This window comes from Roseibium alexandrii DFL-11, assembly GCF_000158095.2.
Classification (GTDB): Bacteria; Pseudomonadota; Alphaproteobacteria; order Rhizobiales; family Stappiaceae; genus Roseibium; species Roseibium alexandrii.
This window is the reverse complement of sequence record NZ_CM011002.1, coordinates 4,078,885-4,104,393: the sequence shown is the minus strand read 5'-3', so window position 1 is coordinate 4,104,393 and position 25,509 is coordinate 4,078,885. Positions and strand designations below refer to the sequence as shown.

Here is a 25,509-nt window from a genome sequence, read left to right as displayed (position 1 = left end):
CCGAAACCACGGCGTTTCCATTCACGCCTCGCGGTCCAATGCCAAGTGGTCGGCGACGTATGCGCCGCGCTCGCCCATCGGGCGGTCCTTGCCGACTGTGGTGTCAACGCTCGTTTGGTGTTCCAGCTCCGCATTGAGTTCGGCTCCGAAGATGGCGACGACCGCAGAAAACCAGAACCACAGCAGGAGAACGACAATTGACGACAGCGCGCCGTGGACCTCTTCGTAGTTGGCGACTTTCTCAACGTAAGTCGTAAAGAGCAAAGAGCCGGCGATCCACATCAGCGCGCCAGCGATGGCGCCAACTGTGACCCAACGTGCTTTTGCCTGCCGACGCGACGGGGCGAACCGGTAAGTGATCGACAAACCGGTAATGACCGCAACGATCAGCAACGGCCAGCGCAAGAGCCGTGCGATAAACTCACTGCTCCCTGACAGCGGCAACAGCGACAAGGCAACTGGCAGTGCAAGAAACGCAATTACAGCCACCAAACCGATCAGCAATGCCGCGATCGTCAGACCAAGTGCCGTGAGGTGGAATTCCCAAACCGGTCGGTCCTCCTCTTCCCGGTAGGCGACGGTGATTGCCGTCATCATCGCCCGAACAGCGGCGGCTGCCGCCCAAAATGAAAGGCCCAAGCCAAAGACAGCCTTCAACGTGAGAGCCGTCTGGCGGTCATGTTCGTCGAGCACCGTTTCCAGTTGGTCTTTTATGAGCTGGCTGGAACTCTCCGGCAGGATCATTCCAACCTCATTTACAAGATCCTGTACGGCATCTTGCGGGATCAGCAAGTTGGCAATCGCCGAAAAGGCCGTAAGAGCTGGCGCCAAGGCCAGCAAAAAGAAAAAAGCAACGCCTGCGGAGATCAGAAACACGTTGTCCGCTTGAACCTGAACAAAGGTACGCCGAAGGATATCAATCCAGCCTTTTAGCGGCATTTCTCGCACCGAACGCGCGGAACTTCCTCGATCTGAAAGATGGGTTTGGTCGCAGTTGCTCATGAACATGAAACGCTGCCGGAGCGCATTCGTTCCGCAAAAAACAATTCTTGGAACCGAAACCCTGGCTGACCGATTGGCGATGATTTCTATTCACCCGACCAGCACTCCACCGGCCTAGAGCAGCCAGCAAGTTTGAGCGTTTGTTTGCATGTCCCTTTGAGATAACGCTCAACAGACTGTTCATTGGTTTGTTAAGGAACGTGAACGAAAAACGGGCCGCTGTGCGGCCCGCTCTTTCACTGGTGATCAAGATTATCCGTTCAGCGTTACAGCGTCGGGATTGTTCTTATAGGCGGCTGGCTCAAAGATCTTGGCGTTCTCAAGTTCAGACTTGGTGAACGGTGCCACGACCAGAAGTGCGCCGTTTTCAGTTTCATACATCTGAAGGCTGTCATAAGACACGGCAACAGGTTTCTCGTTGAACCCCAGGAAGCCGCCCACGTCGATGACAACGGCTTCAGCCTTGCCGTCTTCGTTCAAAAGCACTTGCGAAATTTCACCGATATTCGCATCAGCACTGGAATGAACAGAGGATCCAATCAAGGCTTCTGACGACACAGTGCTGCTCTGGACACGGGTCTTTTCAGCCGTCCACGATGCGATCGTTTCGTTGAGCCGCTTTTTCGCCGGATCAATCGCTTCGGTCCGGACCGTTTCATAGGTCTGTTTTGCGCTCTCGGAAATTTTGTCGATCTCGGTCTCAACCGCGGAAACCGTCATCCACTCCGGAACGTAGTCCGGGCGCACAAAACCATCGGCATTTTCTAGCTCTGCGCGGGTCACATCGCTGACAACGTCAAATTCACCGTCCGATTTTGCCGTGAAAGACAGACGGTCATAGTCGATCGCAACGTCCTTTTCGCCGAGACCGAGAAACCCGCCAACGCCGACAATTGCCGCGCGGATCGAACCATCACGGCTCAAGACCAGGTCGTTCACGGTGCCAATTTCTGTCGCCTCACCACTGGAGGTGTTCAAGACCGATTTACCAATCATGTTGGAGGCAAGAAAGCCTGTTGCCGTGTCTGGCTTCACTGTCGACACGTCAAATTCATAAATAACGCGATCATTTTGTGAACTCTTTGAAGTAGTACCGGCATCCTGAGTCAATGCTGGCGCGGTCAGAATGGCCAGAACAGCTGTAGAGGCAAGAAGGTTGCGGATCATTATCTTCTCCTTCACATAAAATTTTCTAACTGACATGATTGTCGAACCGTAAACAAACCCATCTAGAAATAGTTCCAAAAAAAACGCGCCCACAAGGCGCGTTTTTTTCTCTTAAGCTAATTGCCCGCTGCCCCGGGGCCCGGCAAGCAGCCAGACAATAAAGCCAACTACCGGGAAGATAAGGATGCCCAGTATCCAAAGGATCTTTGCGCCGGTAGAAGCGCCGCTCTGGACGATTTTGATGATCGCATAAATGTTCGCGATCAGGACCAGCAAACCGAGAAGACCATATTCCATGATTAAAACTCCTTGTTCTGTCATTATGGAAACGGTTCAATAGGGCTTTTGGTTCCATCACACCTGTTGTTGGGAAGGAAACTCTGCAGCGGCTTGAGCAAGCGGAACACAAATTTCAAAAGAAGAAATGGAACTGAATTCATTCTCAGGCGTTGAAAGTTTGTTATTCAACGCAGGAGGATACAATGCTTTCTTGGGCACTTATGTTTCTCGTCGTTGCACTTGTTGCAGCAGTACTTGGTTTCGGTGGTATTGCGGGTACTGCGGTATCAATCGCAAAGTTTATATTCTTTGTTGCGATCGCACTATTTGTGATCTCCGCGATCATGCACGTGGTTCGCGGCAGAAGCGTTTAAGCAAAAACTGGGCGTCAATGGCGCCCTTTTTTGTGCCGTTTTATGATCCTCAAGAAACACTCTGGCTGAGCTGCTGTGCTCGCCAGAGGCTGTTTGCAATCTGGGATCTGTCGGCAGGGCTGCTCAACTCAAGATTTGCATCCCGGGCAATATCATAGAGCTGGCTCTTGATGAGAGCCTTGTGCTCTGGACGGCAGACGATAGCCATTTTCCCAAGCGCTGAAATGAGATGGTCCAGAACCAGGACGTTGGATCTTGCGCATTGGCGCAGCGGGGCCATCGCAGTGTGCAGGATGTCCTTCACCGAAATCAGATCCAGCCACACACGCGGAGCGCCATCCTCATCGCATAAAAGGGAACTTGGGGCACCGCGTTGCAGGATACGCGCAAAACTCGCCGACAAGTGGTCGATCGCGCTGATTGCCGTGTAGGAATCATTGATGCCGGGAGACAACGCCCTCAGGCCAATTTCCACCAACAAATGAACTGAGAACTGAATATCTCCCTCCGGGGCCCGGGCTTTGGCGAATTGAAACGCCAAAAGAACGGGATCGGTGTCACAGCCGTCCTCCTGACATCTCACCTCGGCGATCGGCATGCCCTCGATCACAAATGCTCCGGGCGTCACAAGCACCTCAATGAACCCATCGTAATGCTTGGCTGTTTCGATCAGATAATCGATGTCAATCGCAGTCACATAACCGCTTCGTTTGCCGTGCACCTTGGTCACCGGCAAGTCCGGGATTTCCTGACGGTCTGATGGTTTTTCAGGTGGCTCATGGGCAAGAAGAGCGTCAATGGACTGGCGCAACGATGTTTGAATACGCCCAATCTCGGCATCCACCCGGATGCGGCCTGCCACGTCATTTACAAAGTAAACCAGCCAGAAAAAGCTCGCCGCCGCCAGGAAAATTGACACACCGACGGAAAATCGAACTTCTTTTCCATCCTCAACAACGAATAGTACAAGCAAGGCGTACAAAAAGGTAGCGCCCAGAAGACCGATGGTGATCTGGGTTGTGCGGTTGCTGGCAAATGTCTCCAGCAAGCGGGGGGCAATGTTGCCGGCCGCCAGTGTGAAGACCACCAGGGTCAGCGAATAGACCAAGCTGATGACCGACATCATCGCGCCGGCAATTGTCGAAAGAACGCTCCGCGCTCCTTCGACACTCAGTGTATTGTACCGGAGACTATCGAAGACTTTGGCAAGCAGCTCGTTATCGTCGATAAACAAGGTGATTGGGGCAAGCACTGCGCCCAGAAGTGCAATGCAGACCGGTATGAAAAGAAACCCTTTGATCAGGCGATAAAGCGCCTGCTCCTTCGCGTTATTCTGGTAAGCAAGCGCCAAGCGATGTGCTCCTGATGTCAGATTTCTTTTCGGACCTGCGCATGCGCAATCAAGGCAAAGAGCGCTGTTCCACCAACGATGTTACCCAAGAGCGTCGGGATCAGGAAAGCTGCAACATCCAAAACACTGGAATGACCGATCCAGACGGCAAACACTGCCTCCACCGATCCGGCGACCACGTGTGTGAGATCAAGGGCTGCGATCAGCCATGCCATGAGAAGGATGATGGCGACCTGCGAGTTTTCAGCGCTTGGCAGCAGCCAGACCAAGGTTGCGACAATCCACCCGGCCAGTATGCCACGCAGGAACATTTCATGGTGCGGGATTTCCATCATGTGTATGGAAAGAGATCCAACCGCGTCATAAACCTCGGGCGGCAGAAAAAAGCGGCTTGCGATCGCGGAGCCGAAGACAAAGGTCCCGATCATATTCGCACAGAATACGATGGCCCACAGACGAGCAACGCACAGATAGGTGTGACGTTTGCCTGTGCTGATTGCCGGCAGGACCGCAGTTAGCGTGTTTTCGGTAAAGAGTTGCTGTCTGGCGAGGATAACGATTAGAAATCCAACGCCATACCCGAGATTTTCGACCAAATGGCGCCAAGGAGAATCAGGCAGATAGGCCCGGAACAATGCTTCGCCGAGCACGGAAAACCCGATCGAGAGTCCGGCTGCAATGCCCGACCACCACAGACTTTTCGGTCCGCGCGCGAGCTCTTCTTCGCCTTCTTGACGGATAATTTCGTAAACAACGGCGGCTTTCAAACGAAGCCGGTCATCTACCTCGGCAAGATCGTCCGAGGTGAGCCGCGTGCCTTCGTTGTCGAGCCTCTCTTCGGTAATCGGGCTTTTATTGTCTGCCTTTTCGCCGGCAACACGCTCCGGTTGGCGAGCCATAGCTTTCCTCCTGTCCGTAGCGCGAAACTGAGAGAATTTTTTTGAAGTTAGGGTTGGGCCGAGAGAGCGTTTTGGATCAGTTCGGCAGATTCAGCGACCGCGAGCTCCGAGCGCTCAAAGCTCTCCTGACCGCTCATCAGTTCCTCTAACCGAGCACGTGCCCGTGAGACCCGGCTTTTGACTGTGCCTGGCTTCACACCCAAGATGTCCGCCGCTTCTTCATATGAGAAGCCGCTCGCCCCAATCAGAATGAGGGCCTCGCGCTGATCATCGGGCAGGACCTGCAATGCACTCAGGAAGTCCTTCATCTCCAAATGGCCTGCCTGCTGCGGCTTTGATTCAAGGCTTGCGGCATGTTCGCCATCGGGATCAGCGACCTCGCGCTGCATTTTCCGGCCAACCGAATAATACTGGTTGCGCAAGATGGTAATCAGCCAAGCCGTCAGGTTCGTGCCTTCGGTGAACTTGTCTTTGTTGGCAATCGCTTTGGCCAGAGTTTCCTGGACCAGGTCGTCTGCGCGGTCCCGGTTGCCACTGATGGAACGGGCAAACGCTCTGAGGCGCGGAATAGTGTCAACCAGGTCCTGTTTGAACTTTGCATTGTTCATCCCTGCGCCTCCCCACCGGAGTTGCCATCAGACTGATCGGCATCATCAAGCGCGGACAGGAGCTCAAGCATGTCATCGGGAACGTCTTCCGAAAGGGCTTCGTCGTAGACCTGTTTCAGCTGATTACCGATCCAGTCTTCCTTGGTCTTTGCGCCCATGTTCGGCCGGATGATACCAGAGCCGGCAAGCGCCTGATCCGGTAAGTTTTTGGTTGGCATGGCTAATTCCCGATATTTGCAGCTTCAGTGGCATGTGAATTGTAGCAGAAACGTGTCAGGCAAAAAAAAGTTCCATCTGGCTGGAACTTTTTTTTGCCTGGCGCATTTTCTGGTTAAGGGGACGGTCCACGTCATCTGGATGGCCGCGCAGATGCGGCATTTCATTAAGGAAAAAATGAATGGCCACGAGTCTTTCTCAAGATGTTGCACCTTTGCTGCCCTACCTCCGCCGCTATGCTCGCGCGCTCGCAGGAACCCAGCAAAGCGGAGATGCTTATGTTCGCGCATGCTTGCAGGCATTGGTTTCGGATCAAAACATCATCGACACAGGTGATGGCGTGAAGATTGGCCTCTACAGGCTGTTCCATGTTCTTTGGAATGCGTCCGTCGTTCCGCCTCCAACCACAGACGGCGCGGCATCAATTTTCGAACAGACCGCACAACAGCGCCTTGCCAGCATGGCGCCGGAAAGCCGGCAGACCTTGTTATTGACAACACTCGAGGGTTTCTCGGTGCCCGAAGCCGCGCGGATTATTCAGAAAAGCCCGGAAGAGGTCACTGAACTGATTAAAGACGCCGTTGCTGAAATTGATCGGCAAACGAAAACAAATGTCTTGATTATTGAAGACGAGCCTTTGATCTCGATGGACCTCACCCAGATCGTTGAGTCGCTTGGCCACACTGTCCAAGGTGTTTCGCGGACCGCAGACGACGCCATAAAGGCAGCGAAGGCCAACGCTCCGGGGTTGGTGCTTGCCGATATTCAGTTGGCGGATGGCTCGTCCGGGATTGATGCGGTCAAGGCCATCCTGGGCGAGATGTCGGTCCCGGTTATCTTCATTACATCGTTCCCTGAACGCCTGTTGACCGGAGAACGGCCGGAGCCGACGTTCCTCATTACCAAGCCGTTTAATCCCAATACCGTGAAAGCGGGCATCAGCCAGGCTCTGTTTTTCAAAGGAACAGATGCGGTTGCAGCCTAGGGCGGAATTTATGGAAGACAAAGGCGGGGAGTGTCCCCGCCTTGTCGAAGGGCTCAGTGCTTGGACATCCATTGGTCGACTTCGCGCTCAGCCTCTTCCCGTGTTTTGCCGTACTTCTGCTGAATCAGACCTGCCAATTCGGTTCGACGGCCGTCAACCCGGTCAATCTCGTCATCGGTCAGCTTGCCCCACTGAGCTTGAGCCTTCCCTTTAAATTCTTTCCAATTGCCTTCGATTTGATCCCAATTCATCTTTTGAAACTCCTTTTGGTGTCAGACAACTAGAAAACGAATTTCAGCTTGGTTGGTTCCCGAAGAAATCTGCCAACTGCTCCAAAACAGCACATGGCTGCGGCCGGTGTAGATCAAAAAGTTCACAAGCCGGCGCTCCAGAAACATCCGGTGAATAAAACGGAAGCCCGACATGCAGGACATCATCAACTATCTTTTTGGGGCCGCATCCTTCATGCCTCATGGATATTGCCTCTTATGGCGGCCTGACCTGGTCGCACTGCATGCGATTTCCGATGGTCTGATCGCCTTGGCCTATATCGCTATTCCAATGGCGATTTTGACGTTCTTGCGGCAACGGCCGGATATCATGGGAACACCGCGCAAAACCGCCTATCTCTTCGTTGCGTTTATCTTGGCCTGCGCACTGACACATCTCACCGCTCTGGCAACGCTTTGGGTTCCGGCCTATGGCGCTCAAGGGCTCATAAAAGCGACAACAGCCATCATTTCCGTAGCGACAGCATTTGTAGTGTGGCGTTTGCTGAGCCAGTTGATCGACATGCCCTCGGTCAAACTGCTGGAACAAGCAAACGAACTGCTCGCAAAAGAAAATCGAGCACTCAACACTGCCGTCGGCCGGACTAAGGCTGAGATTGCCCGAACCAACGAGCTCTTCGAAACGGCACTTACCGGAAGCAATATCTCGGTTTTCTCCCAGGACCGGGACCTCAAGTATACGTGGATCCACAATCCGCGTTTCGGGCTTGAGAAGTCCGACATTCTTGGCAAATCAGATGTTGATGTGTTGCCGGATGCAGCTGCCGACCAAGTCGTGCCCGTAAAACGCCGGGTCGTCGAAACAGGCGAACCCTCTTCAACCTATATCGGCATAGAGCGGGAAGACACTGAGCCCCTTTACTTCGACCTGATCGTCCACCCAACCTTTGGTGAGGACGGCAAAGTAGACGGCGTGTTGTGCACGGCCGTGGACATGACAGAGAAGAATTTTTACGAGATCCGGCTTGCGTCCATGGCCGCGCAATTGGCGGAAGCAAATAAACGGTTCGAAACAGCCTTGGATGGCTCAATCATCACCGTTTTCGAGCAGGATCGCGACCTCAAGTACGTTCATATGGTCAATCCACCGAACGGATTGAAAGAAGACGTTTTCATCGGCAAGACAGATGACGAGATCTTCAACGAAGACGATCAGCTCAAACTTATTCCGGTCAAGAAAAAGGTGCTGGAAACCGGAGAAAGCGCCGTTGTTGAAGTTGATATCGCGATGAACGGAACCGCGAAGTTCTACAATGTACGCTTCGATCCGGCGCGGGATGCAGAAGGAACAATAACGGGCGTGATCGGCACAGCCGTCGACCTGACCTACAAGAGGGACAATGAACGCCAGATGCACTTGGTCATGCGGGAGTTGACTCACCGGTCCAAGAACCTGCTTGCCGTCATTCAGGCGATGGCCCGGCAAACTGCCGCGAGATCCGATAATCCTGACGAATTCGTCGAAGTGTTCTCTGCGCGCCTTCAGGCCATGGCCGCAAGCCACGATCTATTGGTTTCACAGTCCTGGTATGGGGCGGATTTGAAAGAATTGATTGTCGCGCATCTTTCTCAATCCATAGATCCGCAAAGCCCGCAAATAATTCTTGAAGGCCCTGGAAAATCCATTACGGCGGATGCCGCTCAAAATCTGGGATTGGCCCTGCACGAACTAACCACAAATGCTGCGAAATACGGAGCTTTGTCAGTGCTGGATGGGAAGCTGAAAGTGACCTGGGCTGAAAATGACGGTGTGGTCGAACTCAAATGGGAAGAGACTGGCGGCCCGGAAGTTGTGCCCCCAAAGCGGAATGGGTTCGGCCGTATGCTGCTGGAACAACTCGTTGGGCCTGCGCTGGATGGGGAAGTTAAAGTCGAGTTTGCCCCGGACGGTGTAAAATGCACCATCACCTTCCCTGCCAAACAACTTGTCAATTGAAGTAACGAGCCGATTATGCTGACGCTGACGGCTTGGGCCGACTTACAGACCTACGTCTTCAGCTGCTGAAGCGCGTCCTCGATATCGTGCAGTTTTGCCTGACGGTCTGCGGCACCTTCAGTCATGTTGGGGGATTGCAGGAGTCGGGTCCGCCAAGACAAAAGCGCTGATTTCTTTTGCGCTCGGTTCAATCCCGGATCGTTCAGAAGGCCTTCGACAGACCGGAAACCGGCGAAACGTTGGGGAACTGAATTCATAACATCGCACATTTGTTTGCAGTTCTAAACCGGGCCTGCCGCCACCCGGAAAACGGATGGCGGCAGCGTTTTGACTCGTTCTATCTGAACGCACAGTTTATTCGGTGATGAGTGCCCTCAGCATCCAAGCCGCCTTTTCGTGGAACGTAATCCGCTCCGTTAGAAGGTCTTCAGTGACAACATCACCATTGTCGCCGGCGTAAGCCGCCATATCCCGCATCTCCGCGGAGATCGTTTCATGGCTCTCGACAAGGTCGGCGATCATGTCATGAGCGTTTGGCATACCGCCTGATGGCAACTGAATGGTGAGTTTTAGTTTGCCATCCTGCACATTAACCGGTGCCCGGTGCCCAAGCGCACGGACCCTTTCGGCGAGCTCGTCGGTGGCCGCAAACATGTTTTCGTAGTGGTCTTCCGTTAGGTCGTGGATTGACTTGAAGAGGGGACCGACAACGTTCCAGTGATAAAGATGAGACTTCACGGTCAGCATGTAAGTTTCCGCCAGCATTACAGACAAATGTTTGGCAAGTTGAGCGCGTACGTCAGCGGAAACGCCGGTTTTGATGGGTTCGCTCTTCGGTGTTTCAACTTTCAATACGTTAGACATTAGATTTCCTTTTGAATTTCAGTGTTCAAATCAAGACCGAAGCGTTTATGCGCCTTAGTATTTTTCGGGCGACTCAATGGCGCCGATTGTCGGAACCACACCCGCGGTCTGAAGAATCCCAAGTCCGGCAAACGCCACAACAGCCAGGAATAGGCTTACGGCGAGCACTTTCACGACCGGCCGCCCGCGTTCACCCTGACGGGCTTCTTCTGCAGTTCGCTTTGTGTTTTCTGTGACCATCTCGATCACCTCCTACGCGTAAATTTCAAGAATGGGCTCGAGGTGTAAATGCAAAGACACGAAAAGCGTTCCGGAAAAAATCTGAAGTGTTCTTAAATTCATATGAAAAAATATAGCTAGTTCGCATCGAAAGAAGACGGTATCAGCTGCGAATTACACAACATAGACGCCGTCTCATTTAATGGAGATACGGAACCGGAAACAACTTCGCGCGTTCTTATATTCAAACGCATGGAGGTTAGATTGACGAAAAACAGTGTGATTGATGATTTGTTAGATGAAATTACTAGCGCAAATCCTGACCAGCCAGAGTTTCTGCAGGCTATAGACGAGATGGCTCAGTCCATCGGTGGCTGGTACGGAAAGCAAAAAGACTTTCGAAAATCACGAGTCTTTCAACGGCTCGCGGAACCGGACCGCGTCATTTCGTTTCGCGTTTCCTGGCGCGATGACAAAGGCGTGCTCCAGCATAACAGGGGCTGGCGTGTCCAGTTTTCTCATATTCTCGGCCCCTATAAGGGCGGATTGCGGTTCGCGCCGAGCGTTACGGAAAGTGTTCTGAAGTTTCTCGGCTACGAGCAAATTTTTAAGAACGCCTTGACCGGTCTGCCAATGGGTGGGGCGAAGGGCGGCTCAAACTTCGATCCCAAAGGAAAAAACCCGGCCGAAATCGAACGTTTCTGCCAATCCTTCATGACGGAGCTATCACGTCACATCGGCCCGGACATCGATGTGCCGGCGGGCGATATCGGCGTAGGTCAACGGGAAATTAGCCTGCTCTACGGCCACTATCTCCGCCTTTCCAACACATGGCATGGCGCTTTGACTGGGAAAGGCTGCAATTTCGGCGGTAGCGCTGTTCGAACGGAAGCGACAGGCTACGGCTGTGTCTACTTTTGCTGTGAGATGCTGTCCCACAACGATATGGAAATCGAGGGCAAGAGGATAGCCATCAGTGGCTCTGGCAACGTCGCGCTTCATGCTGCGGAAAAGGCCATCGATATGGACGCCACGGTATTGAGTGTGAGCGACTCCGATGGGGTGCTGGAATTCAAGGACGGCCTGACAAAAAAAGATCTCGGCAAGGTCAAAACCCTCAAAGGCAAGGGTGGACACTTGTCGGATCTGTCTATTGGCCAGTTCCACAAAGGCAAAACACCTTGGAACCTTGAATGCGACATTGCCATGCCCTGCGCAACACAGAACGAGTTGGACGAAGACGCGGCCAAAACACTCGTAGAGGCCGGCGTTTCAGCTGTCTGCGAAGGTGCCAACATGCCTTTGACTGCAAAAGCTTCGGAGATCTTTCGACAAAAACGAATCCTCCACGCGCCAGGCAAGGCAGCAAACGCGGGCGGTGTCGCCGTCAGTGGTTTGGAGCAGAGCCAGAATGCGATGCGGCAAAGCTGGAGCGCGGAAAAGGTCGATCAGGAGCTTCGGGACATCATGAAAAAGATCCACAGCGAGATCGTTTCTGCAGACACGGGCAAAAAGCAGCTCAGCTACGTCGACGGAGCCAATCTGGCTGCATTCAAACGTGTCGCACATGCGTTCCATTCATTCGGAAGTTTCTGACCCGGTGCTGCTGTGAAAAGGAGAGTGAAAAAATGACTGAAAAGCGAGAACCGTTCAGCAAGGGAGACCGGGTCGCTTGGAACTGGGGTGAGGGAACGGGTGAGGCCACGGTGGTCGACACGCACACTGAGGACGTCAGTCTCAACATCAAGGGCACGGATGTAAAGCGCCTCGCAACCCCGGAAGACCCCGCCTACACGCTGCGACAGGATGATGGGGACAGGGTCCTCAAATCCGCGAGTGAACTGACGCTGATCAAGACAGGAAATGGAAAATGAGCAGCAAGGATCGGCCGAGTATCAAGGACGAAGAAACCTATGACGCCTTGCGGCGTGAGGGCTACGGAAAGTCAAAAGCGGCTCGTATCGCCAACGCACAGGCGAATGAAGACCAATCGCCTTCGAAAAAAGATGGGTCGCAGCCACCTTATGAGGATTGGACCAAGGAGGAGCTCTACGAGCGGGCGAGAGAACTGGAAATCGAAGGCCGGTCAGAAATGTCCAAAGACGAATTGACTGGCGCCCTTCGGGACTGATTGGTGTTTCCAGTTGAATTTTCCTAAGTGCCGGGAACTTTTGTCTGCCTTTCAAGTTTACAGAGCGTTGGACCCATTCGCTCCAGCCCCAATCGAGCAGCACGGAGCTGCTTCTATACAACACTTTCAACCGGCGGTTCGGGGATATCCCCTCGGGTTCTCCGGAGCATATTGGAGGCATTTCATGGCGACTGCCAAAAGCACTTCCACTTCTTCGACCAAGGCTGCAAATGACGCGATGAATGCCAGTGATATTGAAGCCGACATTCAGCGCATCCGCGAGGACATTGCCGCGCTTGCCGGCTCACTCAAAAATTACGGGTCTGGTAAAAGTCAGGAATACAAATCGCGTGCGACCGCGGCAGGTGAAGATCTGACGCAAATGTCTCAGGACGCGCTCGATGATTTAACCCGCGAATTGAAAACTTACGAGCGGGCCCTGACCGATGAGGTCCGCCGCCACCCCTTGCAGTCCCTGGGAATTGCAGCCGGCGTCGGCTTCCTTATTGCAGCATTGATCCGCCGTTGATCATGCGGTCTGTCCCCCTTGCCGTCTCGGCGGCATCCCGCGATCTGCGCGGGATGGTTCGCCGGACGAAGCGCAACATCGTTTTAATCGCGATTGCTGCCGCGTCTTTTGGCACAGCCTATCTGGCAGGTCTTGCAGCACTTGGCATTTATCTTTCTGAACAGCTCGGAGCCTTGGGCGCTGCTTTGGTCATCGCCCTGGGAATGATTGGCGTCGGTCTCGGACTTCTCATTGTTTTAGCGGTCTTGAAGAAAATCGATGAACGGCGCAGCGCGAAACGCCGCGCGGCTCAAAGGCTGGCCATAGCAGCAGCAGTTTCAGTCCTCCCACAACTGACCAATCGAAAGAGCATCATCGCCCTTGCCGCACTTGGCGGACTTGCGTTTTTTGCAGCGCGGGGCGGCGGAGATGACGGGACCTGATATGGCACACCACGCTCCACCCGAAGCTCACGTAAGTGTATCAACCTCACCAATAGCGATTGCAGATCCAGCCACGCGTATGTCCCTCGTCATACTTGCGTGTCTGGCTCTTGTGTTTGCGCTAGATGTGGGCAAGGTCATTCTTGCGCCGGTCTGTTTGTCGATCGTGGTCGGTTCTTTGTTCGGACCTGCGGCGGATCGTCTTGGCCGTCTTGGCATACCGTCATGGGTGTCGGCGGCCTTAATGGTGGTTTTGTTTATCTTGCTCATCACGACCGCCGGCGCAGCATTTATGGTACCGTTGTCTGACTGGCTCGATAAACTGCCGTTGATCTGGGCCAAACTGCAAAGCCAGCTCGTTTCCTGGCAGGGGTTGTTTGCCTCCATCAGCAGTCTGCAGGAAGAACTCCGCAATGCGATGGGCCAATCCGGAAACATGCAGGTTAGCGTCGATGAAACGTCGCCGGTGGAGAGCGTTTTCTACTTCGCCCCGACATTCATGGCACAGATAATATTGTTTCTCGCCAGCCTTTATTTCTTCGTCCTGACCCGGCCGCGAGTTTTCCGATCGACTGTCGATTGGTCAACTCCGGCAACAAAACGGTATCGCATGGCAATTGCGTTTCAACGGATCGAAAAGCGGCTCTCGACCTACCTGTTATCCATTACTTGCGTGAATGTCGGTCTGGCAGCCGCCGTTTCAGCGGCTCTTTGGCTGATCGGTGTGCCGTCACCGATCTTGTGGGGCGTTTTGGCAGGTGTGCTTAACTATGTAGTTTACATCGGCCCGGCCATCATGGTGCTGATCATGACAGGTGTGGGGCTGTCAATCGGCAACTCGATTCCGGAAATTCTCCTGCCGCCACTGGTTTATCTGCTCCTCAATCTTTTTGAGGCGCAGTTCGTCACGCCAACGGTTCTCGGCCGGACAACGACGCTCAACCCGTTTCTCGTATTTTTGACAATCGCATTTTGGATTTGGCTTTGGGGTCCAATCGGCGCGTTCATTGCCGTTCCGGCCCTTTTGGCAGGGGTAACGCTATATGAAATTTCGAATGATGCGTCTGATTGACGGGCGGGTCGTTGCGATAAAAAAAAAGCCGCCCGGACTTATCCGGGCGGCTGTTTTTATGCGGTGTGCCCGCAAATCAATCTGAGTTTAGCGCAATCATACCATTTGCAAGCGGCCAGCCGGTACATGTTGTCTGCTGCATGCTGGACACACAGCGGACCGGGCGTTTGTGAACATCGTCGAGGGACATCTTCAAGTCACCTTTCCCGCTAGAGAACGTGTCTTGCACCTCTGCAACTGCCGTAACTGGCTTTGTATCGACACCCTCGTCCTCATACAGATATTCTGTAGCAGCAAGAGCACTGGTGAATAGAGTTCCCACGATAATTACAGGTGTACTGAGCGTAAGAACTCGCTTGCGAAAAGTAATCATATCACTACCTCCGCTTAGTAAACGCACAACTTAAGAAAAAGTTTCACTCAGATCACTCTGACACGCCATAAGTGGAAAAGAGGTGATTTATCAAGCGCATATAACTTATGTTAATGCGCGATATGAGGCATTGTGCAACGTTGCTGTCTTGGTAGCGGGCGTATGGCGAGCACATGAATGACCAATGAAATGATAGCACCTGACGTAAAGCCGAGCGGTGCAGCGTTGATTGTTGAAGACAATCCAATCATCGCGCTCGACACCCAAATGATGCTGGAAGAAATCGGCTTTGCGCCTGTGGTTGTGTTGAATAAATTGTCTGATGGATTGGACGCGCTGACAGGCAACCTTTTCAGCTTCGTTATCCTTGACGTGCGTATGGGCGACGAAACGAGCCTAAAATTCGCCCGGCTATTGATTGAACGCGGGACGCGATTTGTTTTCGCCAGCGGCTACGGCGATACTGATACTCTGCCACATGAGTTCAAAAGCCACGCTCTTCTCAGCAAGCCCTACACAAAGGAACAAATTCTGGAATTGCTGTAGGGGAAAGCTACTCGGGCCATTATGTTAAATCAACGGCCGGAGTGTTTTGACATCGCGTTCATAGGCAGCAAGATCCTCCAAGCCTTCCCTGTTCAGAATACGGATCCGGTTCTGTTTCCAGCTGAAATAGTTTTCGCTTTGTAATGTTCGGATGGTTCTGTTGGTGTGGACCGGTGTAATACCGAGTGCATCTGAAAGGTGTGCCTGCGTAAAGGGTGCATCAAACGACTGGTTCTGAGCGTATCCGACTGTTTCTGCACGGTCGTGGAGATGCAGGAGCAAATAGGCGAGCCGTTCTTGAGCGTTGCGGCGACCAAGGCTCAGAAGGTGGCCGTCAATCAGCTGTTCTTCGCGCGATGCCATCCAGGTCATGGAAAATGCAAGGCCGGGATAATCCTTGAAAACCGACCAGACCTTGTCCTTTTGAAAGACACACAATGTCGTGTCAGTCAGCGCTGTAACCGTGTGCTGCATTTCATTCAATACAGCGAGCTGTAGTCCGAGAAGGTCACCTGGCAGGGCAAAGTTCAACACTTGGCGCCGTCCGTCTGCAAGCGATGTGTGGCGGAAGGCCCACCCTTCAAGGAGGGTGTATATGTGGGGCGTCTTGTTGTCTTCCAAAATGATGGTTGAACCGGCCTCGACCTGAAGTTCACCCGTTTTGAACTTGGCTACGAAGTCAAGTTCTCTATCTTCGAATTGCCGGAAAACGTCTTTCTGCCTGAGCGGGCATGCATGGCACTTTGTTTTAAAATTCATGCTGTCCGTCATTGGTTGGTCTCCGCTTCCCGTGTGTCGCGCCCCCACACCTGTTTAAGAACCTTGACGGGTGTACGGCGCAGCCGGGATTGCGAATGGTTGAGTTAAACACCTGAAGAAACGGTCGGAAAGCATAACCGTTCCGAATTTATTCATCGGCAATACCCAAAGGCCACACCTTTGACACCGCATAAATCCAAGTCTCTTTGGAACCGAAGCCGTACTCGCACGTTATCATTCATATGACGAAAGCGATGATGACAGATATGCAAAACCAAGATGTTCATGACGCACGGGCTGTTTTTTCCGAGTTAAATGCATCTGACCGCCGGGTCGGTGTTGAGATTGAGTTCGGTGGCTTGTCGGCTTCAAAGGCTGCGAGCGTGGTTCACGAGATTGTCGGTGGAGAGACTAAAGAAGTCGATGCTCATCGATACAAAATCCACGGAACGTCTCTCGGCAGCGTCACAATCGAACTCGACAGCAAGTATGTTCACACCGACAACGACGATACGGACGTTCAGAAAAAGGCGCGCCAGATCGCTGGCGACCTCGGCGCGTCAATTGTGCCGACTGAGCTTATAACCGCGCCCATTTTTCTGTCCGATTTGGGCACCGTGGATACGCTTGTACGGGCTCTCGCAGACGCCGGCGCGATTGGGAATGAACAGCCCCATCTGGCTTGCGGCTTGCACCTGAATATCGAATGGAAGAGCAAATCCATCGACGCCATCTTGAGGGTCCTGCAAGCATACCTGCTTATGGCCCCGAAGTTGCGCGACGAGATTGAGCCGGATCCGACCCGGAAGCTTTTGCCGTTCATTGCGAGGTTCCCGTCTGACTATGAGCGGACTGTTCTTGATCCGGCGTATGAGCCGGATTCGAAAACATTCATTCGTGACTACTGTTCGGCCAATCCCAACAAAAACAGAGAGTTGGATCTTTTACCGCTGCTGGCTTCGCTTGATAGCGACTGCGTTGAAGAAGCACTTGGAAAACATCCCGGTGCTGTCCGTCCAGCATTCCACTACCGGTTGCCTGATGCACGCATCGAAGACGCCTCATGGTCCGTAGCCGAGGAGTGGAAACGATGGGAACGCGTCGAAGACCTCGCAGCCAACCCGAAGGAACTCTTGGACCAAATCGAAAATTGGCGCGCCAACAACGAGCGGCCGGAAGGGCTTCTGGGGGCGGCAAAACGATTGATCAACCGGGTGAAGAGCTCATGAAACCACTGATCGGCGTATCGACATCAGCAACCGGCGGCTGGCGGTCTTACCTTGCCATTTCCTTCGCGATACGGCGGGCCGGCGGGCGGTCTCGGCGTATCACACCGAAAACCGGGTATTCGATCACAGAGCTGGACGGCGTGATTGCCGGTGGCGGCGATGACATCAGCGCCTCTGTCTATGGTGGAGAATTGCTTCCGAATGTGCGGCTTGATCCGGAACGCGACGCTTTGGAGACAGAGCTCATCCCCGAGGCTGTGAGACTGGAGATCCCGATCCTTGGCATTTGCCGCGGCGCGCAAATGATCAATGTGAGCCTGGGCGGGACACTGCATACCGACATTTGGGAAGTATTCGAGAATGCTCCCAAACTCCGTACTGTGCTGCCTCGGAAGGAAATTCGTGTTGCGGCAGATGCGTGGCTTTCATCGGTCCTTCAAACGCGGAAGTGCCGGGTCAATGCGCTCCATCATCAGTCCATCAAGGAAACAGGTCGTAGTCTGCGGGTTTCTGCCTTGGACGACCACGAGATCGTGCAAGCGATCGAAACCAGATCCGGAAAGCCAGTTCTTGGTGTCCAATGGCATCCGGAATTGATGCCGTTTTCAAAAACACAGCAACGGCTGTTCCAATGGCTCGTTGAGGCCGCAAAGAACCGGAAAGATACCGGCGAATATTTCGAACTCGCGGCCTGACAGGCGTGCTTTATCTGCCGGCAAACCATCTGAAACGAAACAAACACCTGCCTGGACCAGACCCAATCTGGCCCGGCACAGAAGGGGAAATTAATGACCGACAAGGTTGAAATCCTGGAGAAAACCAAAGTCACTCATGATGTTTGGGCAATCACGACAGCCCGCCCTGATGGGTTCTCATTTGAACCCGGTCAGGCGACGGAAGTGCGGATTGACCGGGAAAAATGGCGGCAAGAACCGCGGCCGTTCACCTTCACCTCCTTGCCGGATGACGACGTTCTGGAATTCACAATCAAGGCGTACCGGGACCATGATGGTGTGACCAACAAGCTGGATGAAGTAAAGGTCGGTGAAACACTCCTGGTTGATGACCCATGGGGCGCAATTACCTACAAGGGGCCGGGGACATTCATTGCTGGCGGGGCAGGAATTACACCGTTCCTGGCGATCCTCCGGGACCTAAAGAAAAAGGGCCAACTGTCCGGCCATCGTCTGTTGTTCGGCAACAAGACGTCCGATGATATCATCTTGAGGGATGAACTGGATGATATGGCCGGTCTTGAGATCATTTATGCCCTGAGTGACGAGAACAAAGACGGCATGCGTGAAGGGCACTTTGATAATGCCGCCTTGAAGGACATCCTGGGAACCACGGATCAAGTGTTCTATGTCTGCGGCCCTCAAAAAATGGTCGACGGCGTTATCAAAAACTTGAAAGCACTCGGCGTCTCCGCTGACATGATCGTCACAGAAGACTGACGGTCGGCCGCTGCGATATTGCTTGGCTAATAACGCGCTGCCGCCAGAGCACTTGCTTGTCGGCCAGAGCTTCTGATCTGCTGAGGTAAATTGCACAAATCGTTGGTAGCAATATAAAATCCGGTCGCTAGCTGAGGCAAAGTGTTTTGCCTCAGCCGTAATGCACTTCGTCTTCCCGCCGTTCAAAATTGTAGATTTCGCCAGTTGAGGCCAGCTGGCTGATCCGAACCGGCGCCCCGTCGTCACTGAGTTCTACCAAACCGATCCCAGGGGCGTTCAAAATGCGGCGCCCGTGCGGTGTTCCTTCCGGCTTGCGCGGGATGATGCGCATGCCTCGGCGCTTTGTCAGCCAGTTGAGGGGTGAGCGCGGTGCAAACGCCCAGCGGTTTCCATGATCCAGGACCGCCAGAAGCCGGTCCGGCCATTTGTTCTTGATCCCGCTGGAACAGATTTGCCAGATCTCCGGGTTCTGACCGGATTGCCGGGTGCGCGATTGCCGCCCGTTGCGCAACTCCACGTCATAGACAAACGAGTAGTGAACATCTCCGGACAGAATGACGAAATGTTTCGGCGTGTTCCGATGCTGAAAAATATTGAGGATCGCGCTCGCCGTCCCTGGATGGGCCATCCAGTATTCCGCATCCACCATCAGCGGTTTGCCGAGGAGCGTAAACAGTTTTTGGACGGATTCGATCAGTTTCACCCCGAAGATCGGCGCAGCCGACACGAGCAACACCGCATCCTTGTTCCGAAGCCGGGCCTGCAATTCCGTCGCCGCTTCCCAGTCGAGAAGACCGGACGGGAAATGGCTGTTGCGTTCAGACCGCCATCTGCGGGTCCGCGTATCCAGCGCGATCAAGGGCGGATCGGTCGGCCACTCGAAATCCCACTTCTCATAATCCAGAATATGGTCGATTGCAGCTTCATGGTCTTCGGACCCAGGCCGCTGCAGGGCAGCTTCGAATACGGTCTTCAGATCTTCCCGAATGGTTTTCGGTCGATTGCCCCAGCCCTGATTGATGCCATAGGCAATGAGCGCATTGCCGATCACCCGGCGCGCCAGCGGATGCCCGTAGGCCGCCTCTTCCCAGGCAAGCGAGAGGTTCCAGTCGTCTGTGACATCGTGATCGTCGAAAATCATGGCTGTCGGAATGTGGGCCAGCAATCGGCGAACGTTGGCAAGCCCGCTTACAAATTCATCAATATCCGGGACTTCCCGGTCATACATCCGCTGGTCTTTGTCTGAGAGATCGCCCGGTGCCTTGCGCTCCGGCAGAACAGCCCAACAGGCCGGTGACCAGACAAGCAGGTACATCGCCAGCATTTCAGCCAGGGTCATCAGGTGATTTCTGGCGTGCAGGGATGTGAAGATCGGTTTTTGCGTCCCGCCAAACATGACATCGAAGACCGAGGCATTCTGATCGATCTTCGGCAAGAGCTGGTCCCGCTTGTACAAAAAGCCGCCGGCATCCCGCAATGCTGTTCCACTTGCCGGCGCCCCATGCTCTATCCCGGGCAGGTTCTCATCCGGGAGGCCCAAGACGTCTACCAGCGCGGTGATTGCCTGCACCATCGGACCAGCAGCATCGTCCACATAGACCTGGTCTCCGCTCAGGACCAGCAACTCCGGCATGGGGTGTTGCGCCTCGTTGTCAGAAATCGCCTGCTCGACAGCCCGGTCGGCAGCAACCAGCCCGTCAGCACAGGAGCTGTGCGGCTTCCTGCATGAGCCGTGCATGACCGAAGAGACTTTCTTCGGGATCCGAATGAACGGGAGATCACGGCCGGGATAACAAAGATCCTTTGCCCAATGCGTGTGGTCTTCCCATCGACCCCCGTCCCCCACTGGCTTTTCAACAAAAAGGCTTAGCCGGTAGGGTATCAACACCTCTTCCGGCAAGGGGTCAGACAGGACGAGATCGACAAGAAGATAACTGAGTTGTTCTCCGGCCCTCAGCCAAAGCAACTCTGGTGCTGTCGGGTCCAACTCGATGCTTCGCGCGTCCATCTCTGGCGGGAAAAGCTCAAGTCTGACCGGGCCCTGCACCCGAACTGCGAGCCAGATCGCCAAACGGTCTGATTGAATACGGCGGATGATGGGTCCGGCTAATACCGTGGGAAGCACATCAGATTTTTGCGACTTCGGATCGCTCAACAACATTCTCCAAACTGGCCGCCATTCCGTTTGCAACGCGCTGGCACGTTCTACACACAGACTGGACAGTTAGGGCTGCAGGCAAGGTTTTACAAATGCCAGCATAACTATTTGGAAACACGTGAGATTTGCTAACCGGAGTTACAAGGTGTTGCGATGGCGGACTTCCGTCGGCAGTTCGACGCTCTCCGGCGACCGGCCGTGTAATGCTTCAATCAGCGCGCGGGCCGCCAATTGTCCCATTCGCCGATGCGGGACATGGACTGTGGTTAGCGGGACGGGTGCAACGAAAGCCAGCTCGATGTTATCAAAGCCTGTGATTGCGACATCATCGGGAACCTTAAGCCCAAGGTCGGCAGCGGCCCTTAGGGCGCCAACAGCCAAAACATCGTTGCCGCACATAACCGCGGTCGGAGGATTGGCGCCGGACATCAATTGTTGAAACGCCGCCTCGCCGTTTTCGATCGAATATGCCGTCTCGACAACTTGCAGAGTGTCTGGCTCAAGACCGGCATCCCGCATTGCGGCCCAAATGCCTTCCACGCGCTCCCGTGCCCTGTCGTTGGTCGCGGTATCTGCAGATATGCAGCCGATTGTCCGGTGCCCCTTGCCAATGACGTCTGTGGCAAGCTCCTTCATGGCCTTGCGGTTGTCAAAGCCGACGGACAGAAAATTCTGCGAAGGCTCAGATGCCCAGGTCAGAACGGCCGGAATTTTGCGCTTTTTCAAAAACTCGTAGATCTGCGGGTCCCGCTGATAACCGATCAAAAGCAAGGCGTCCGCGCCACGGGCGGTCAGTGTCCGGATTTGCTCTTCTTCAAGATCTTGTCTGTAGGAAGAGCTGGCAACGAGAAGCGTGCAACCGTTCTTTTGCAGCTCTTCCTGAAAGGCCTGGATGCCACGCGCAAAAATGGCGTTTTCCATTGTCGGTATGATAGCGCCGATCATATTTGTCCGGCCGGCAGCGAGTGCCCGGGCACTGTAGTTCGGCGCATAGCCAAGGTGATTTACGGCATCCATGACAGTTTTGAGCGTCTTTTCCGTAACGCGGTCCGGTGTGTTCAGGCACCGGGAGACGGTCGCAGTCGACACGCCGGCTCTCGCTGCAACATCGGCAAGCGTGGGCACGTCAGACACAGGCGATTTTGATATTTCTTCCATTGGTCGAAGCGCTCGGAAACCGTTTGGCCATTGAACCTTGGAACCGCCTTACAAGGCTTCCAGATTAAACAAAACCATTTTTATGCTTGCAATGGAAAATGTAAGCGCTTACATTTTCCAAACCGAGTGAACTGATCGTTGGGAGGTGATCATGCTTTTGGCTTTGGCAGGCGGTCTCTTTGCCGTCTTCGTGATCAATGTGTCGATCGGTTCCTTTGGCGGAACACCTTTTTTCGGAAATGTCGGAGAAATGCTTTGCTTGTTCGCTGTTTCGGCAGCGTTCACCGCGGCTGTGCTCAAAAGGGAAGCAAAAAAGTAGCCGGCATCATTGGATCCATACCGGATTTCTTGGGAGGAAATCATGAAAAAGACCGAAGACTTGGCCTCACATGAGCGCCGTAATTTCTTGAAATTGACCAGCAAGGGTGCTTTCACGGCAGCCGTCGTGGCCGGTGCAGCCGGAACCCTTTGGTCTGACGAGGCCGTTGCCCAGACCGCGCAGGAAGAACGGGCGCGTGAGCAGGCTGCTGACCACACCATGACCCTGGCGACCGCTTACGTACTGGGTGCATCCCGCAGCTATCCGATCATGCAGCTGGACCTGAAAGAAAACATCCAGAACGCTACGAACGGCAAAGTCTACGTCAAACTCGCACCTGGCGGACAGCTCGGCGCCGGTGGGGCACTCGCCCAGGCAGTTCAGGGTGGGACCATTCAGGCAGCTCAGCACTCCCTATCCAACTTTGCACCGTTTGCATCCGCCGTTGACCTGATCAACATGCCGTATTTCTGCGGTTCCAATCAGCGCTTCACCAATCTCGTGACGTCGGACGCCTGGAAAAAGGAAGTCCACCCGAAGATCGAAGCATCCGGCTTCAAGGCCCTTTTCTACGTGGTCATTGACCCGCGCGTTGTTGCAGTCCGCAAGGGTGGAAACAAAGTCATCACACCGGCTGATCTCGATGGCGTGAAATTCCGCGTACCGGGATCCGCAATGCTGCAGCAATATTACCGCATGGTTGGCGCCAACCCGACACCGGTTGCCTGGGGTGAGACACCATCTGCGATCAAGCAGGGCGTGGCAGATGCACTCGATCCGTCCGTCGGTGCGCTCTATGTGTTCGGCTTCAAGGACATTTTGAGCCATGTGACGTTCACACAGGCCGTGCCGGACAGTCAGGTCTACTCCATGAACCTCGAGTGGTTTAACTCCTTGCCTGCCGATGTTCAGCAGGGCATCGAGTTCGCAGGCGAAATCACGGCTCAGCAGAACCTTGCGAAAGTTCCAGCCGCACGCTCCTATGCGATGGCAGAACTGGCCAAATCCGGCGTGGAATTCCACTCGCTCACGGACGACCAGCTAGCCGAATGGCAGGCTGCCGGCGGATATCAGCGCGAGGAATGGGACCAGTTCAAGGTTGAGCTGGCGGGGTCCATGGACGCCTTTGGCCGTCTCGAAGAAGCGGCCAACACACAGGGCCGACTTTACGTTCACGACGCCTAAGTTAAGAAAGCCGGCCGGCGCCACCAAGAGCGCCGGCGGCCCACACTGTGCGCTTTCCAACTCCCTGTTCACGCGACCACCGCATCAGGCATGCCGTCTGATGGGAACGGTCGAGGAGTGCCAATGTCATCTGTCCTTCAAGCTGTAGACAAGAACGGCGAACGCTGGCTGCTTCTTCTGTTCTACGTCATGCTGGTGCTGACCATGTTCATCGAAGTGGTCCGGCGCGAAGTCTTCGCCTACTCGTCGATCTGGGGCGAGGAGATTGTTCGCTATTCCTTCATTTACCTCGCCTGGATCGGTGCGGCGGCTGCGGTCAAGGAACGCGGACACATCCGGATCGACGTCCTGATGCAGTATGTCGGCCCGAAAGCGAAGGCATTGCTCTACATTCTCGGCGATATTGTCATGGCTGTCGTGGCAGTCATTGCGTTCTATTGGTCGCTCGAAACCGTACTTGTCTCTGCGAAGTTCGGATCGGTGACCCACGGTCTGCGCATCTCGCAAGTCTGGTTCCTCAGTGCTGTACCTCTTGGCTTCGCGCTGATCCTTTTCCGTCTCGCCCAGTCGTTCCTGCGCGATATCCGCGATCTTCGTGACGGCAAACCCGTCTACGAAGGCGACAAACTGTTCGACTAAGGGGGCGGCTATGCTTTGGCAACATATGCAACCGCAAACAATTGAGCTTGGTTGGGATTTTTACGGCCCGGTTCTGCTGTTTGTACTACTTGTGGCGCTTGCAGTGCCGGTTTGGGCGGCCATCGGCGCTGCCGCGAGCCTCATGCTTGTCTGGTCCGGCGCGCTTCCGCTGTCGCTGGTCGGCGAAAAGCTATTCAGCGGCATCGACGCCTTCGCACTGACCGCTGTGCCGCTGTTTATTTTGACCGGCGATGCGCTCGTTCGAACGGGTCTCAGTCGAAAATTTCTCGACGTGGCGGAAGCGCTCACGCAGTTCGCCAAGGGTGGCTTTGGCTCCGCCACCGTTCTTGTTTGCGGCATGTTTGCAGCCATTTCAGGCTCGGATGCAGCGGGCGCAGCCGCTGTCGGCCGGATGACCATCGACCGTTTGGTGGAAAGCGGCTACCCGCGTCCCTATGCATGTGCGCTTGTCGCAGCTGGTGCCTGTACCGGCATCCTGATCCCGCCTTCGATCGCCTACATCATTATTGGATTGGTGCTGGGCATCTCCGCATCGACCCTGTTCCTGGCGGCCGTTATCCCGGGGATCGCCATCCTTGTGTCGATCCTCGCGACGAACATCATCATGAACCGGCTCTATGGCTGGGAAGGCGGTGGCAACATCAGCATGGGTGAATACTTCTCCCAGCTTTGGGTTGCCATCAAATCGGGTTGGTACGCCTTCATCGTTCCAATAATCATCTTCTACGGCATCTTTTCCGGCCGTTTGACCCCAACGGAAGCCGGCGCCACCGCTGTCGTGGTGACAATCGCCATGGGCTTTATCCTGGGGACTATGAGGCTGTCAGACTTCCCGGCCATGCTGGTAAGTTCAGCCAAGGTCAATGGTGTGATCATCCCGATCATCGCGTTTTCGATACCCTTGGCCGAAGCCCTTGCCATCATTGGTGTGCCGCAAGGTTTTGTGGCCGTCGCCACCGGCATCAGCGATGAGCCGTGGGTGCTCATCATGATGATGATCCTGGTCTTGATCGCGGCAGGCTGCGTCATGGAAACCACACCGAACATCGTGATCCTGGCGCCAATCCTGAAACCACTCGCCGACAACATCGGCATGAACGAGATCCAGTTCTGCATCATGATGATCACCGCACTCGGTGTCGGTTTCATCACGCCGCCGCTCGGTCTCAATCTGTTCGTCGTCTCAGGCCTGACGGGTGAATCGATATTGAAAATCGCCGCCCGGGCCATTCCTTTCGTCCTCTTCATGCTCGCCGTGACCTTGCTGATTGCCTATGTGCCGGCAATCTCGACCACGCTGCTGCCTGAAATTTACAAGTAGGCT

At 54.3% G+C, this 25,509-nt stretch carries 31 protein-coding genes; 17 read left to right on the top strand and 14 right to left on the bottom strand.

Features of this window, described 5'->3' with window-relative positions; translation table 11 throughout:
- Positions 1-21 precede the first annotated feature (21 nt).
- From SADFL11_RS18940 to SADFL11_RS18930, 3 genes are all read right to left on the bottom strand, one after another.
- On the bottom strand, positions 22-939 hold the full coding sequence (locus tag SADFL11_RS18940) for a YihY/virulence factor BrkB family protein (protein WP_008195736.1): 918 nt from the start codon (positions 937-939) through the stop codon (positions 22-24).
- A 315-nt stretch (positions 940-1,254) separates the two neighbouring features.
- Complete coding sequence (locus SADFL11_RS18935) at positions 1,255-2,169, bottom strand: PRC-barrel domain-containing protein (RefSeq protein ID WP_134853083.1); 915 nt, start codon at positions 2,167-2,169, stop codon at positions 1,255-1,257.
- Between the two features lie 111 nt (positions 2,170-2,280).
- Entirely contained in the window at positions 2,281-2,466 is a 186-nt protein-coding gene (locus tag SADFL11_RS18930; protein ID WP_008189426.1) for a PLD nuclease N-terminal domain-containing protein, read from the bottom strand.
- 185 nt (positions 2,467-2,651) lie between these two features.
- Between SADFL11_RS18930 and SADFL11_RS18925 the strand changes: the two genes are divergently transcribed.
- Complete coding sequence (locus SADFL11_RS18925) at positions 2,652-2,822, top strand: DUF1328 domain-containing protein (RefSeq protein WP_040451105.1); 171 nt, start codon at positions 2,652-2,654, stop codon at positions 2,820-2,822.
- Between the two features lie 49 nt (positions 2,823-2,871).
- On the opposite strand, the gene SADFL11_RS18920 is transcribed toward SADFL11_RS18925, so the two are convergent.
- The 4 genes from SADFL11_RS18920 to SADFL11_RS18905 are packed head-to-tail and all read right to left on the bottom strand — an operon-like array spanning position 2,872 to position 5,898.
- On the bottom strand, positions 2,872-4,173 hold the full coding sequence (locus tag SADFL11_RS18920) for a DUF2254 domain-containing protein (protein ID WP_008196768.1): 1,302 nt from the start codon (positions 4,171-4,173) through the stop codon (positions 2,872-2,874).
- Positions 4,174-4,190: 17 nt separating this feature from the next.
- Positions 4,191-5,072 carry a formate/nitrite transporter family protein gene (locus tag SADFL11_RS18915; protein ID WP_008189079.1) on the bottom strand — a complete coding sequence of 294 codons (882 nt, stop codon included), beginning with the start codon at positions 5,070-5,072 and terminating at the stop codon, positions 4,191-4,193.
- Positions 5,073-5,119: 47 nt separating this feature from the next.
- Positions 5,120-5,680, bottom strand: coding sequence for a sigma-70 family RNA polymerase sigma factor (locus SADFL11_RS18910; protein ID WP_008191501.1), 561 nt, complete (start codon positions 5,678-5,680; stop codon positions 5,120-5,122).
- Positions 5,677-5,898, bottom strand: a complete 222-nt coding sequence (locus SADFL11_RS18905) for a NepR family anti-sigma factor (protein ID WP_040451106.1) — start codon at positions 5,896-5,898, stop codon at positions 5,677-5,679. Before SADFL11_RS18905 ends, SADFL11_RS18910 begins: the two co-directional genes overlap by 4 nt.
- A gap of 179 nt (positions 5,899-6,077) precedes the next feature.
- Between SADFL11_RS18905 and SADFL11_RS18900 the strand changes: the two genes are divergently transcribed.
- On the top strand, positions 6,078-6,881 hold the full coding sequence (locus SADFL11_RS18900; protein WP_008193302.1) for a response regulator: 804 nt from the start codon (positions 6,078-6,080) through the stop codon (positions 6,879-6,881).
- Between the two features lie 53 nt (positions 6,882-6,934).
- On the opposite strand, the gene SADFL11_RS18895 is transcribed toward SADFL11_RS18900, so the two are convergent.
- Complete coding sequence (locus SADFL11_RS18895; protein ID WP_008189145.1) at positions 6,935-7,132, bottom strand: CsbD family protein; 198 nt, start codon at positions 7,130-7,132, stop codon at positions 6,935-6,937.
- 172 nt (positions 7,133-7,304) lie between these two features.
- Here SADFL11_RS18895 and SADFL11_RS18890 point away from each other — a divergent pair, with 172 nt between their 5' ends.
- A complete protein-coding gene (locus tag SADFL11_RS18890) occupies positions 7,305-9,107 on the top strand; it encodes a sensor histidine kinase (RefSeq protein ID WP_008193896.1) in 1,803 nt (600 codons plus the stop codon).
- A gap of 50 nt (positions 9,108-9,157) precedes the next feature.
- On the opposite strand, the gene SADFL11_RS18885 is transcribed toward SADFL11_RS18890, so the two are convergent.
- From SADFL11_RS18885 to SADFL11_RS18875, 3 genes are all read right to left on the bottom strand, one after another.
- Positions 9,158-9,364: a hypothetical protein gene (locus tag SADFL11_RS18885; protein WP_040451107.1), complete on the bottom strand. Its 207-nt coding sequence runs from the start codon at positions 9,362-9,364 to the stop codon at positions 9,158-9,160.
- Positions 9,365-9,461: 97 nt separating this feature from the next.
- Complete coding sequence (locus SADFL11_RS18880) at positions 9,462-9,971, bottom strand: Dps family protein (protein WP_008197215.1); 510 nt, start codon at positions 9,969-9,971, stop codon at positions 9,462-9,464.
- 54 nt (positions 9,972-10,025) lie between these two features.
- Positions 10,026-10,211: a hypothetical protein gene (locus SADFL11_RS18875; protein WP_040451108.1), complete on the bottom strand. Its 186-nt coding sequence runs from the start codon at positions 10,209-10,211 to the stop codon at positions 10,026-10,028.
- A gap of 243 nt (positions 10,212-10,454) precedes the next feature.
- On the opposite strand from SADFL11_RS18875, the gene gdhA reads away from it, so the two are divergent.
- From gdhA to SADFL11_RS18840, 7 genes are all read left to right on the top strand, one after another.
- The gene (gene gdhA, locus SADFL11_RS18870; RefSeq protein WP_228198221.1) at positions 10,455-11,786 is read left to right on the top strand and encodes an NADP-specific glutamate dehydrogenase; all 1,332 of its coding nucleotides are present in this window, start codon (positions 10,455-10,457) and stop codon (positions 11,784-11,786) included.
- 32 nt (positions 11,787-11,818) lie between these two features.
- Positions 11,819-12,064, top strand: a complete 246-nt coding sequence (locus tag SADFL11_RS18865) for a hypervirulence associated TUDOR domain-containing protein (protein ID WP_008194153.1) — start codon at positions 11,819-11,821, stop codon at positions 12,062-12,064.
- Positions 12,061-12,321: a DUF7218 family protein gene (locus SADFL11_RS18860; RefSeq protein ID WP_008193915.1), complete on the top strand. Its 261-nt coding sequence runs from the start codon at positions 12,061-12,063 to the stop codon at positions 12,319-12,321. Before SADFL11_RS18865 ends, SADFL11_RS18860 begins: the two co-directional genes overlap by 4 nt.
- Before the next feature lie 184 nt (positions 12,322-12,505).
- Positions 12,506-12,850 carry an ElaB/YgaM/YqjD family protein gene (locus tag SADFL11_RS18855; protein ID WP_008190377.1) on the top strand — a complete coding sequence of 115 codons (345 nt, stop codon included), beginning with the start codon at positions 12,506-12,508 and terminating at the stop codon, positions 12,848-12,850.
- Between the two features lie 2 nt (positions 12,851-12,852).
- Positions 12,853-13,272, top strand: a complete 420-nt coding sequence (locus SADFL11_RS18850; RefSeq protein ID WP_008195700.1) for a hypothetical protein — start codon at positions 12,853-12,855, stop codon at positions 13,270-13,272.
- Positions 13,259-14,344, top strand: a complete 1,086-nt coding sequence (locus tag SADFL11_RS18845; RefSeq protein ID WP_209002654.1) for an AI-2E family transporter — start codon at positions 13,259-13,261, stop codon at positions 14,342-14,344. Before SADFL11_RS18850 ends, SADFL11_RS18845 begins: the two co-directional genes overlap by 14 nt.
- Positions 14,345-14,894: 550 nt before the next feature.
- Complete coding sequence (locus tag SADFL11_RS18840; protein ID WP_008196080.1) at positions 14,895-15,263, top strand: response regulator; 369 nt, start codon at positions 14,895-14,897, stop codon at positions 15,261-15,263.
- 24 nt (positions 15,264-15,287) lie between these two features.
- On the opposite strand, the gene SADFL11_RS18835 is transcribed toward SADFL11_RS18840, so the two are convergent.
- Positions 15,288-16,034 (bottom strand): Crp/Fnr family transcriptional regulator, encoded by a 747-nt coding sequence (locus tag SADFL11_RS18835; protein ID WP_008193037.1) that lies wholly within the window; start codon positions 16,032-16,034, stop codon positions 15,288-15,290.
- Positions 16,035-16,288: 254 nt separating this feature from the next.
- Here SADFL11_RS18835 and SADFL11_RS18830 point away from each other — a divergent pair, with 254 nt between their 5' ends.
- The 3 genes from SADFL11_RS18830 (at position 16,289) to SADFL11_RS18820 (ending at position 18,705) form a co-directional block, all read left to right on the top strand.
- A complete protein-coding gene (locus SADFL11_RS18830) occupies positions 16,289-17,251 on the top strand; it encodes an amidoligase family protein (protein ID WP_167579001.1) in 963 nt (320 codons plus the stop codon).
- On the top strand, positions 17,248-17,946 hold the full coding sequence (locus SADFL11_RS18825) for a gamma-glutamyl-gamma-aminobutyrate hydrolase family protein (protein WP_008193631.1): 699 nt from the start codon (positions 17,248-17,250) through the stop codon (positions 17,944-17,946). The genes SADFL11_RS18830 and SADFL11_RS18825 overlap by 4 nt, the downstream gene beginning before the upstream one ends.
- Before the next feature lie 93 nt (positions 17,947-18,039).
- Positions 18,040-18,705 carry an FAD-binding oxidoreductase gene (locus SADFL11_RS18820; protein ID WP_008189530.1) on the top strand — a complete coding sequence of 222 codons (666 nt, stop codon included), beginning with the start codon at positions 18,040-18,042 and terminating at the stop codon, positions 18,703-18,705.
- Between the two features lie 151 nt (positions 18,706-18,856).
- Here the strand turns inward: SADFL11_RS18820 and SADFL11_RS18815 are convergent, their stop codons facing one another.
- Entirely contained in the window at positions 18,857-20,866 is a 2,010-nt protein-coding gene (locus SADFL11_RS18815) for a metallophosphoesterase family protein (protein ID WP_008194126.1), read from the bottom strand.
- 135 nt (positions 20,867-21,001) lie between these two features.
- A complete protein-coding gene (locus tag SADFL11_RS18810) occupies positions 21,002-21,997 on the bottom strand; it encodes a LacI family DNA-binding transcriptional regulator (protein WP_228198220.1) in 996 nt (331 codons plus the stop codon).
- Between the two features lie 175 nt (positions 21,998-22,172).
- On the opposite strand from SADFL11_RS18810, the gene SADFL11_RS25330 reads away from it, so the two are divergent.
- From SADFL11_RS25330 to SADFL11_RS18795, 4 genes are all read left to right on the top strand, one after another.
- Positions 22,173-22,340, top strand: a complete 168-nt coding sequence (locus SADFL11_RS25330) for a hypothetical protein (protein ID WP_008189389.1) — start codon at positions 22,173-22,175, stop codon at positions 22,338-22,340.
- Between the two features lie 42 nt (positions 22,341-22,382).
- The gene (locus tag SADFL11_RS18805; RefSeq protein WP_040451112.1) at positions 22,383-23,525 is read left to right on the top strand and encodes a TRAP transporter substrate-binding protein; all 1,143 of its coding nucleotides are present in this window, start codon (positions 22,383-22,385) and stop codon (positions 23,523-23,525) included.
- Positions 23,526-23,648: 123 nt separating this feature from the next.
- On the top strand, positions 23,649-24,164 hold the full coding sequence (locus tag SADFL11_RS18800; protein WP_008191393.1) for a TRAP transporter small permease: 516 nt from the start codon (positions 23,649-23,651) through the stop codon (positions 24,162-24,164).
- A gap of 10 nt (positions 24,165-24,174) precedes the next feature.
- Positions 24,175-25,506 (top strand): TRAP transporter large permease, encoded by a 1,332-nt coding sequence (locus SADFL11_RS18795; RefSeq protein WP_040451113.1) that lies wholly within the window; start codon positions 24,175-24,177, stop codon positions 25,504-25,506.
- The last annotated feature ends 3 nt before the right edge of the window (positions 25,507-25,509 follow it).

Coding starts and splice junctions, on each gene's coding strand:
- SADFL11_RS18825 (WP_008193631.1), top strand. CDS start 17,248: ATGAAACCACTGATCGGCGTATCGACATCAGCAACCGGCGGCTGGCGG.
- SADFL11_RS18905 (WP_040451106.1), bottom strand. CDS start 5,898: ATGCCAACCAAAAACTTACCGGATCAGGCGCTTGCCGGCTCTGGTATC.
- SADFL11_RS18850 (WP_008195700.1), top strand. CDS start 12,853: ATGCGGTCTGTCCCCCTTGCCGTCTCGGCGGCATCCCGCGATCTGCGC.
- SADFL11_RS18795 (WP_040451113.1), top strand. CDS start 24,175: ATGCTTTGGCAACATATGCAACCGCAAACAATTGAGCTTGGTTGGGAT.
- SADFL11_RS18895 (WP_008189145.1), bottom strand. CDS start 7,132: ATGAATTGGGATCAAATCGAAGGCAATTGGAAAGAATTTAAAGGGAAG.
- SADFL11_RS18940 (WP_008195736.1), bottom strand. CDS start 939: ATGCCGCTAAAAGGCTGGATTGATATCCTTCGGCGTACCTTTGTTCAG.
- SADFL11_RS18890 (WP_008193896.1), top strand. CDS start 7,305: ATGCAGGACATCATCAACTATCTTTTTGGGGCCGCATCCTTCATGCCT.
- SADFL11_RS18885 (WP_040451107.1), bottom strand. CDS start 9,364: ATGAATTCAGTTCCCCAACGTTTCGCCGGTTTCCGGTCTGTCGAAGGC.
- SADFL11_RS18855 (WP_008190377.1), top strand. CDS start 12,506: ATGGCGACTGCCAAAAGCACTTCCACTTCTTCGACCAAGGCTGCAAAT.
- SADFL11_RS18860 (WP_008193915.1), top strand. CDS start 12,061: ATGAGCAGCAAGGATCGGCCGAGTATCAAGGACGAAGAAACCTATGAC.
- SADFL11_RS18815 (WP_008194126.1), bottom strand. CDS start 20,866: ATGTTGTTGAGCGATCCGAAGTCGCAAAAATCTGATGTGCTTCCCACG.
- SADFL11_RS18840 (WP_008196080.1), top strand. CDS start 14,895: ATGACCAATGAAATGATAGCACCTGACGTAAAGCCGAGCGGTGCAGCG.
- SADFL11_RS25330 (WP_008189389.1), top strand. CDS start 22,173: ATGCTTTTGGCTTTGGCAGGCGGTCTCTTTGCCGTCTTCGTGATCAAT.
- SADFL11_RS18925 (WP_040451105.1), top strand. CDS start 2,652: ATGCTTTCTTGGGCACTTATGTTTCTCGTCGTTGCACTTGTTGCAGCA.
- SADFL11_RS18835 (WP_008193037.1), bottom strand. CDS start 16,034: ATGACGGACAGCATGAATTTTAAAACAAAGTGCCATGCATGCCCGCTC.
- SADFL11_RS18900 (WP_008193302.1), top strand. CDS start 6,078: ATGGCCACGAGTCTTTCTCAAGATGTTGCACCTTTGCTGCCCTACCTC.
- SADFL11_RS18915 (WP_008189079.1), bottom strand. CDS start 5,072: ATGGCTCGCCAACCGGAGCGTGTTGCCGGCGAAAAGGCAGACAATAAA.
- SADFL11_RS18910 (WP_008191501.1), bottom strand. CDS start 5,680: ATGAACAATGCAAAGTTCAAACAGGACCTGGTTGACACTATTCCGCGC.
- SADFL11_RS18820 (WP_008189530.1), top strand. CDS start 18,040: ATGACCGACAAGGTTGAAATCCTGGAGAAAACCAAAGTCACTCATGAT.
- SADFL11_RS18880 (WP_008197215.1), bottom strand. CDS start 9,971: ATGTCTAACGTATTGAAAGTTGAAACACCGAAGAGCGAACCCATCAAA.
- SADFL11_RS18930 (WP_008189426.1), bottom strand. CDS start 2,466: ATGGAATATGGTCTTCTCGGTTTGCTGGTCCTGATCGCGAACATTTAT.
- SADFL11_RS18935 (WP_134853083.1), bottom strand. CDS start 2,169: ATGATCCGCAACCTTCTTGCCTCTACAGCTGTTCTGGCCATTCTGACC.
- SADFL11_RS18845 (WP_209002654.1), top strand. CDS start 13,259: ATGACGGGACCTGATATGGCACACCACGCTCCACCCGAAGCTCACGTA.
- SADFL11_RS18805 (WP_040451112.1), top strand. CDS start 22,383: ATGAAAAAGACCGAAGACTTGGCCTCACATGAGCGCCGTAATTTCTTG.
- SADFL11_RS18800 (WP_008191393.1), top strand. CDS start 23,649: ATGTCATCTGTCCTTCAAGCTGTAGACAAGAACGGCGAACGCTGGCTG.
- SADFL11_RS18830 (WP_167579001.1), top strand. CDS start 16,289: ATGCAAAACCAAGATGTTCATGACGCACGGGCTGTTTTTTCCGAGTTA.
- SADFL11_RS18875 (WP_040451108.1), bottom strand. CDS start 10,211: ATGGTCACAGAAAACACAAAGCGAACTGCAGAAGAAGCCCGTCAGGGT.
- SADFL11_RS18865 (WP_008194153.1), top strand. CDS start 11,819: ATGACTGAAAAGCGAGAACCGTTCAGCAAGGGAGACCGGGTCGCTTGG.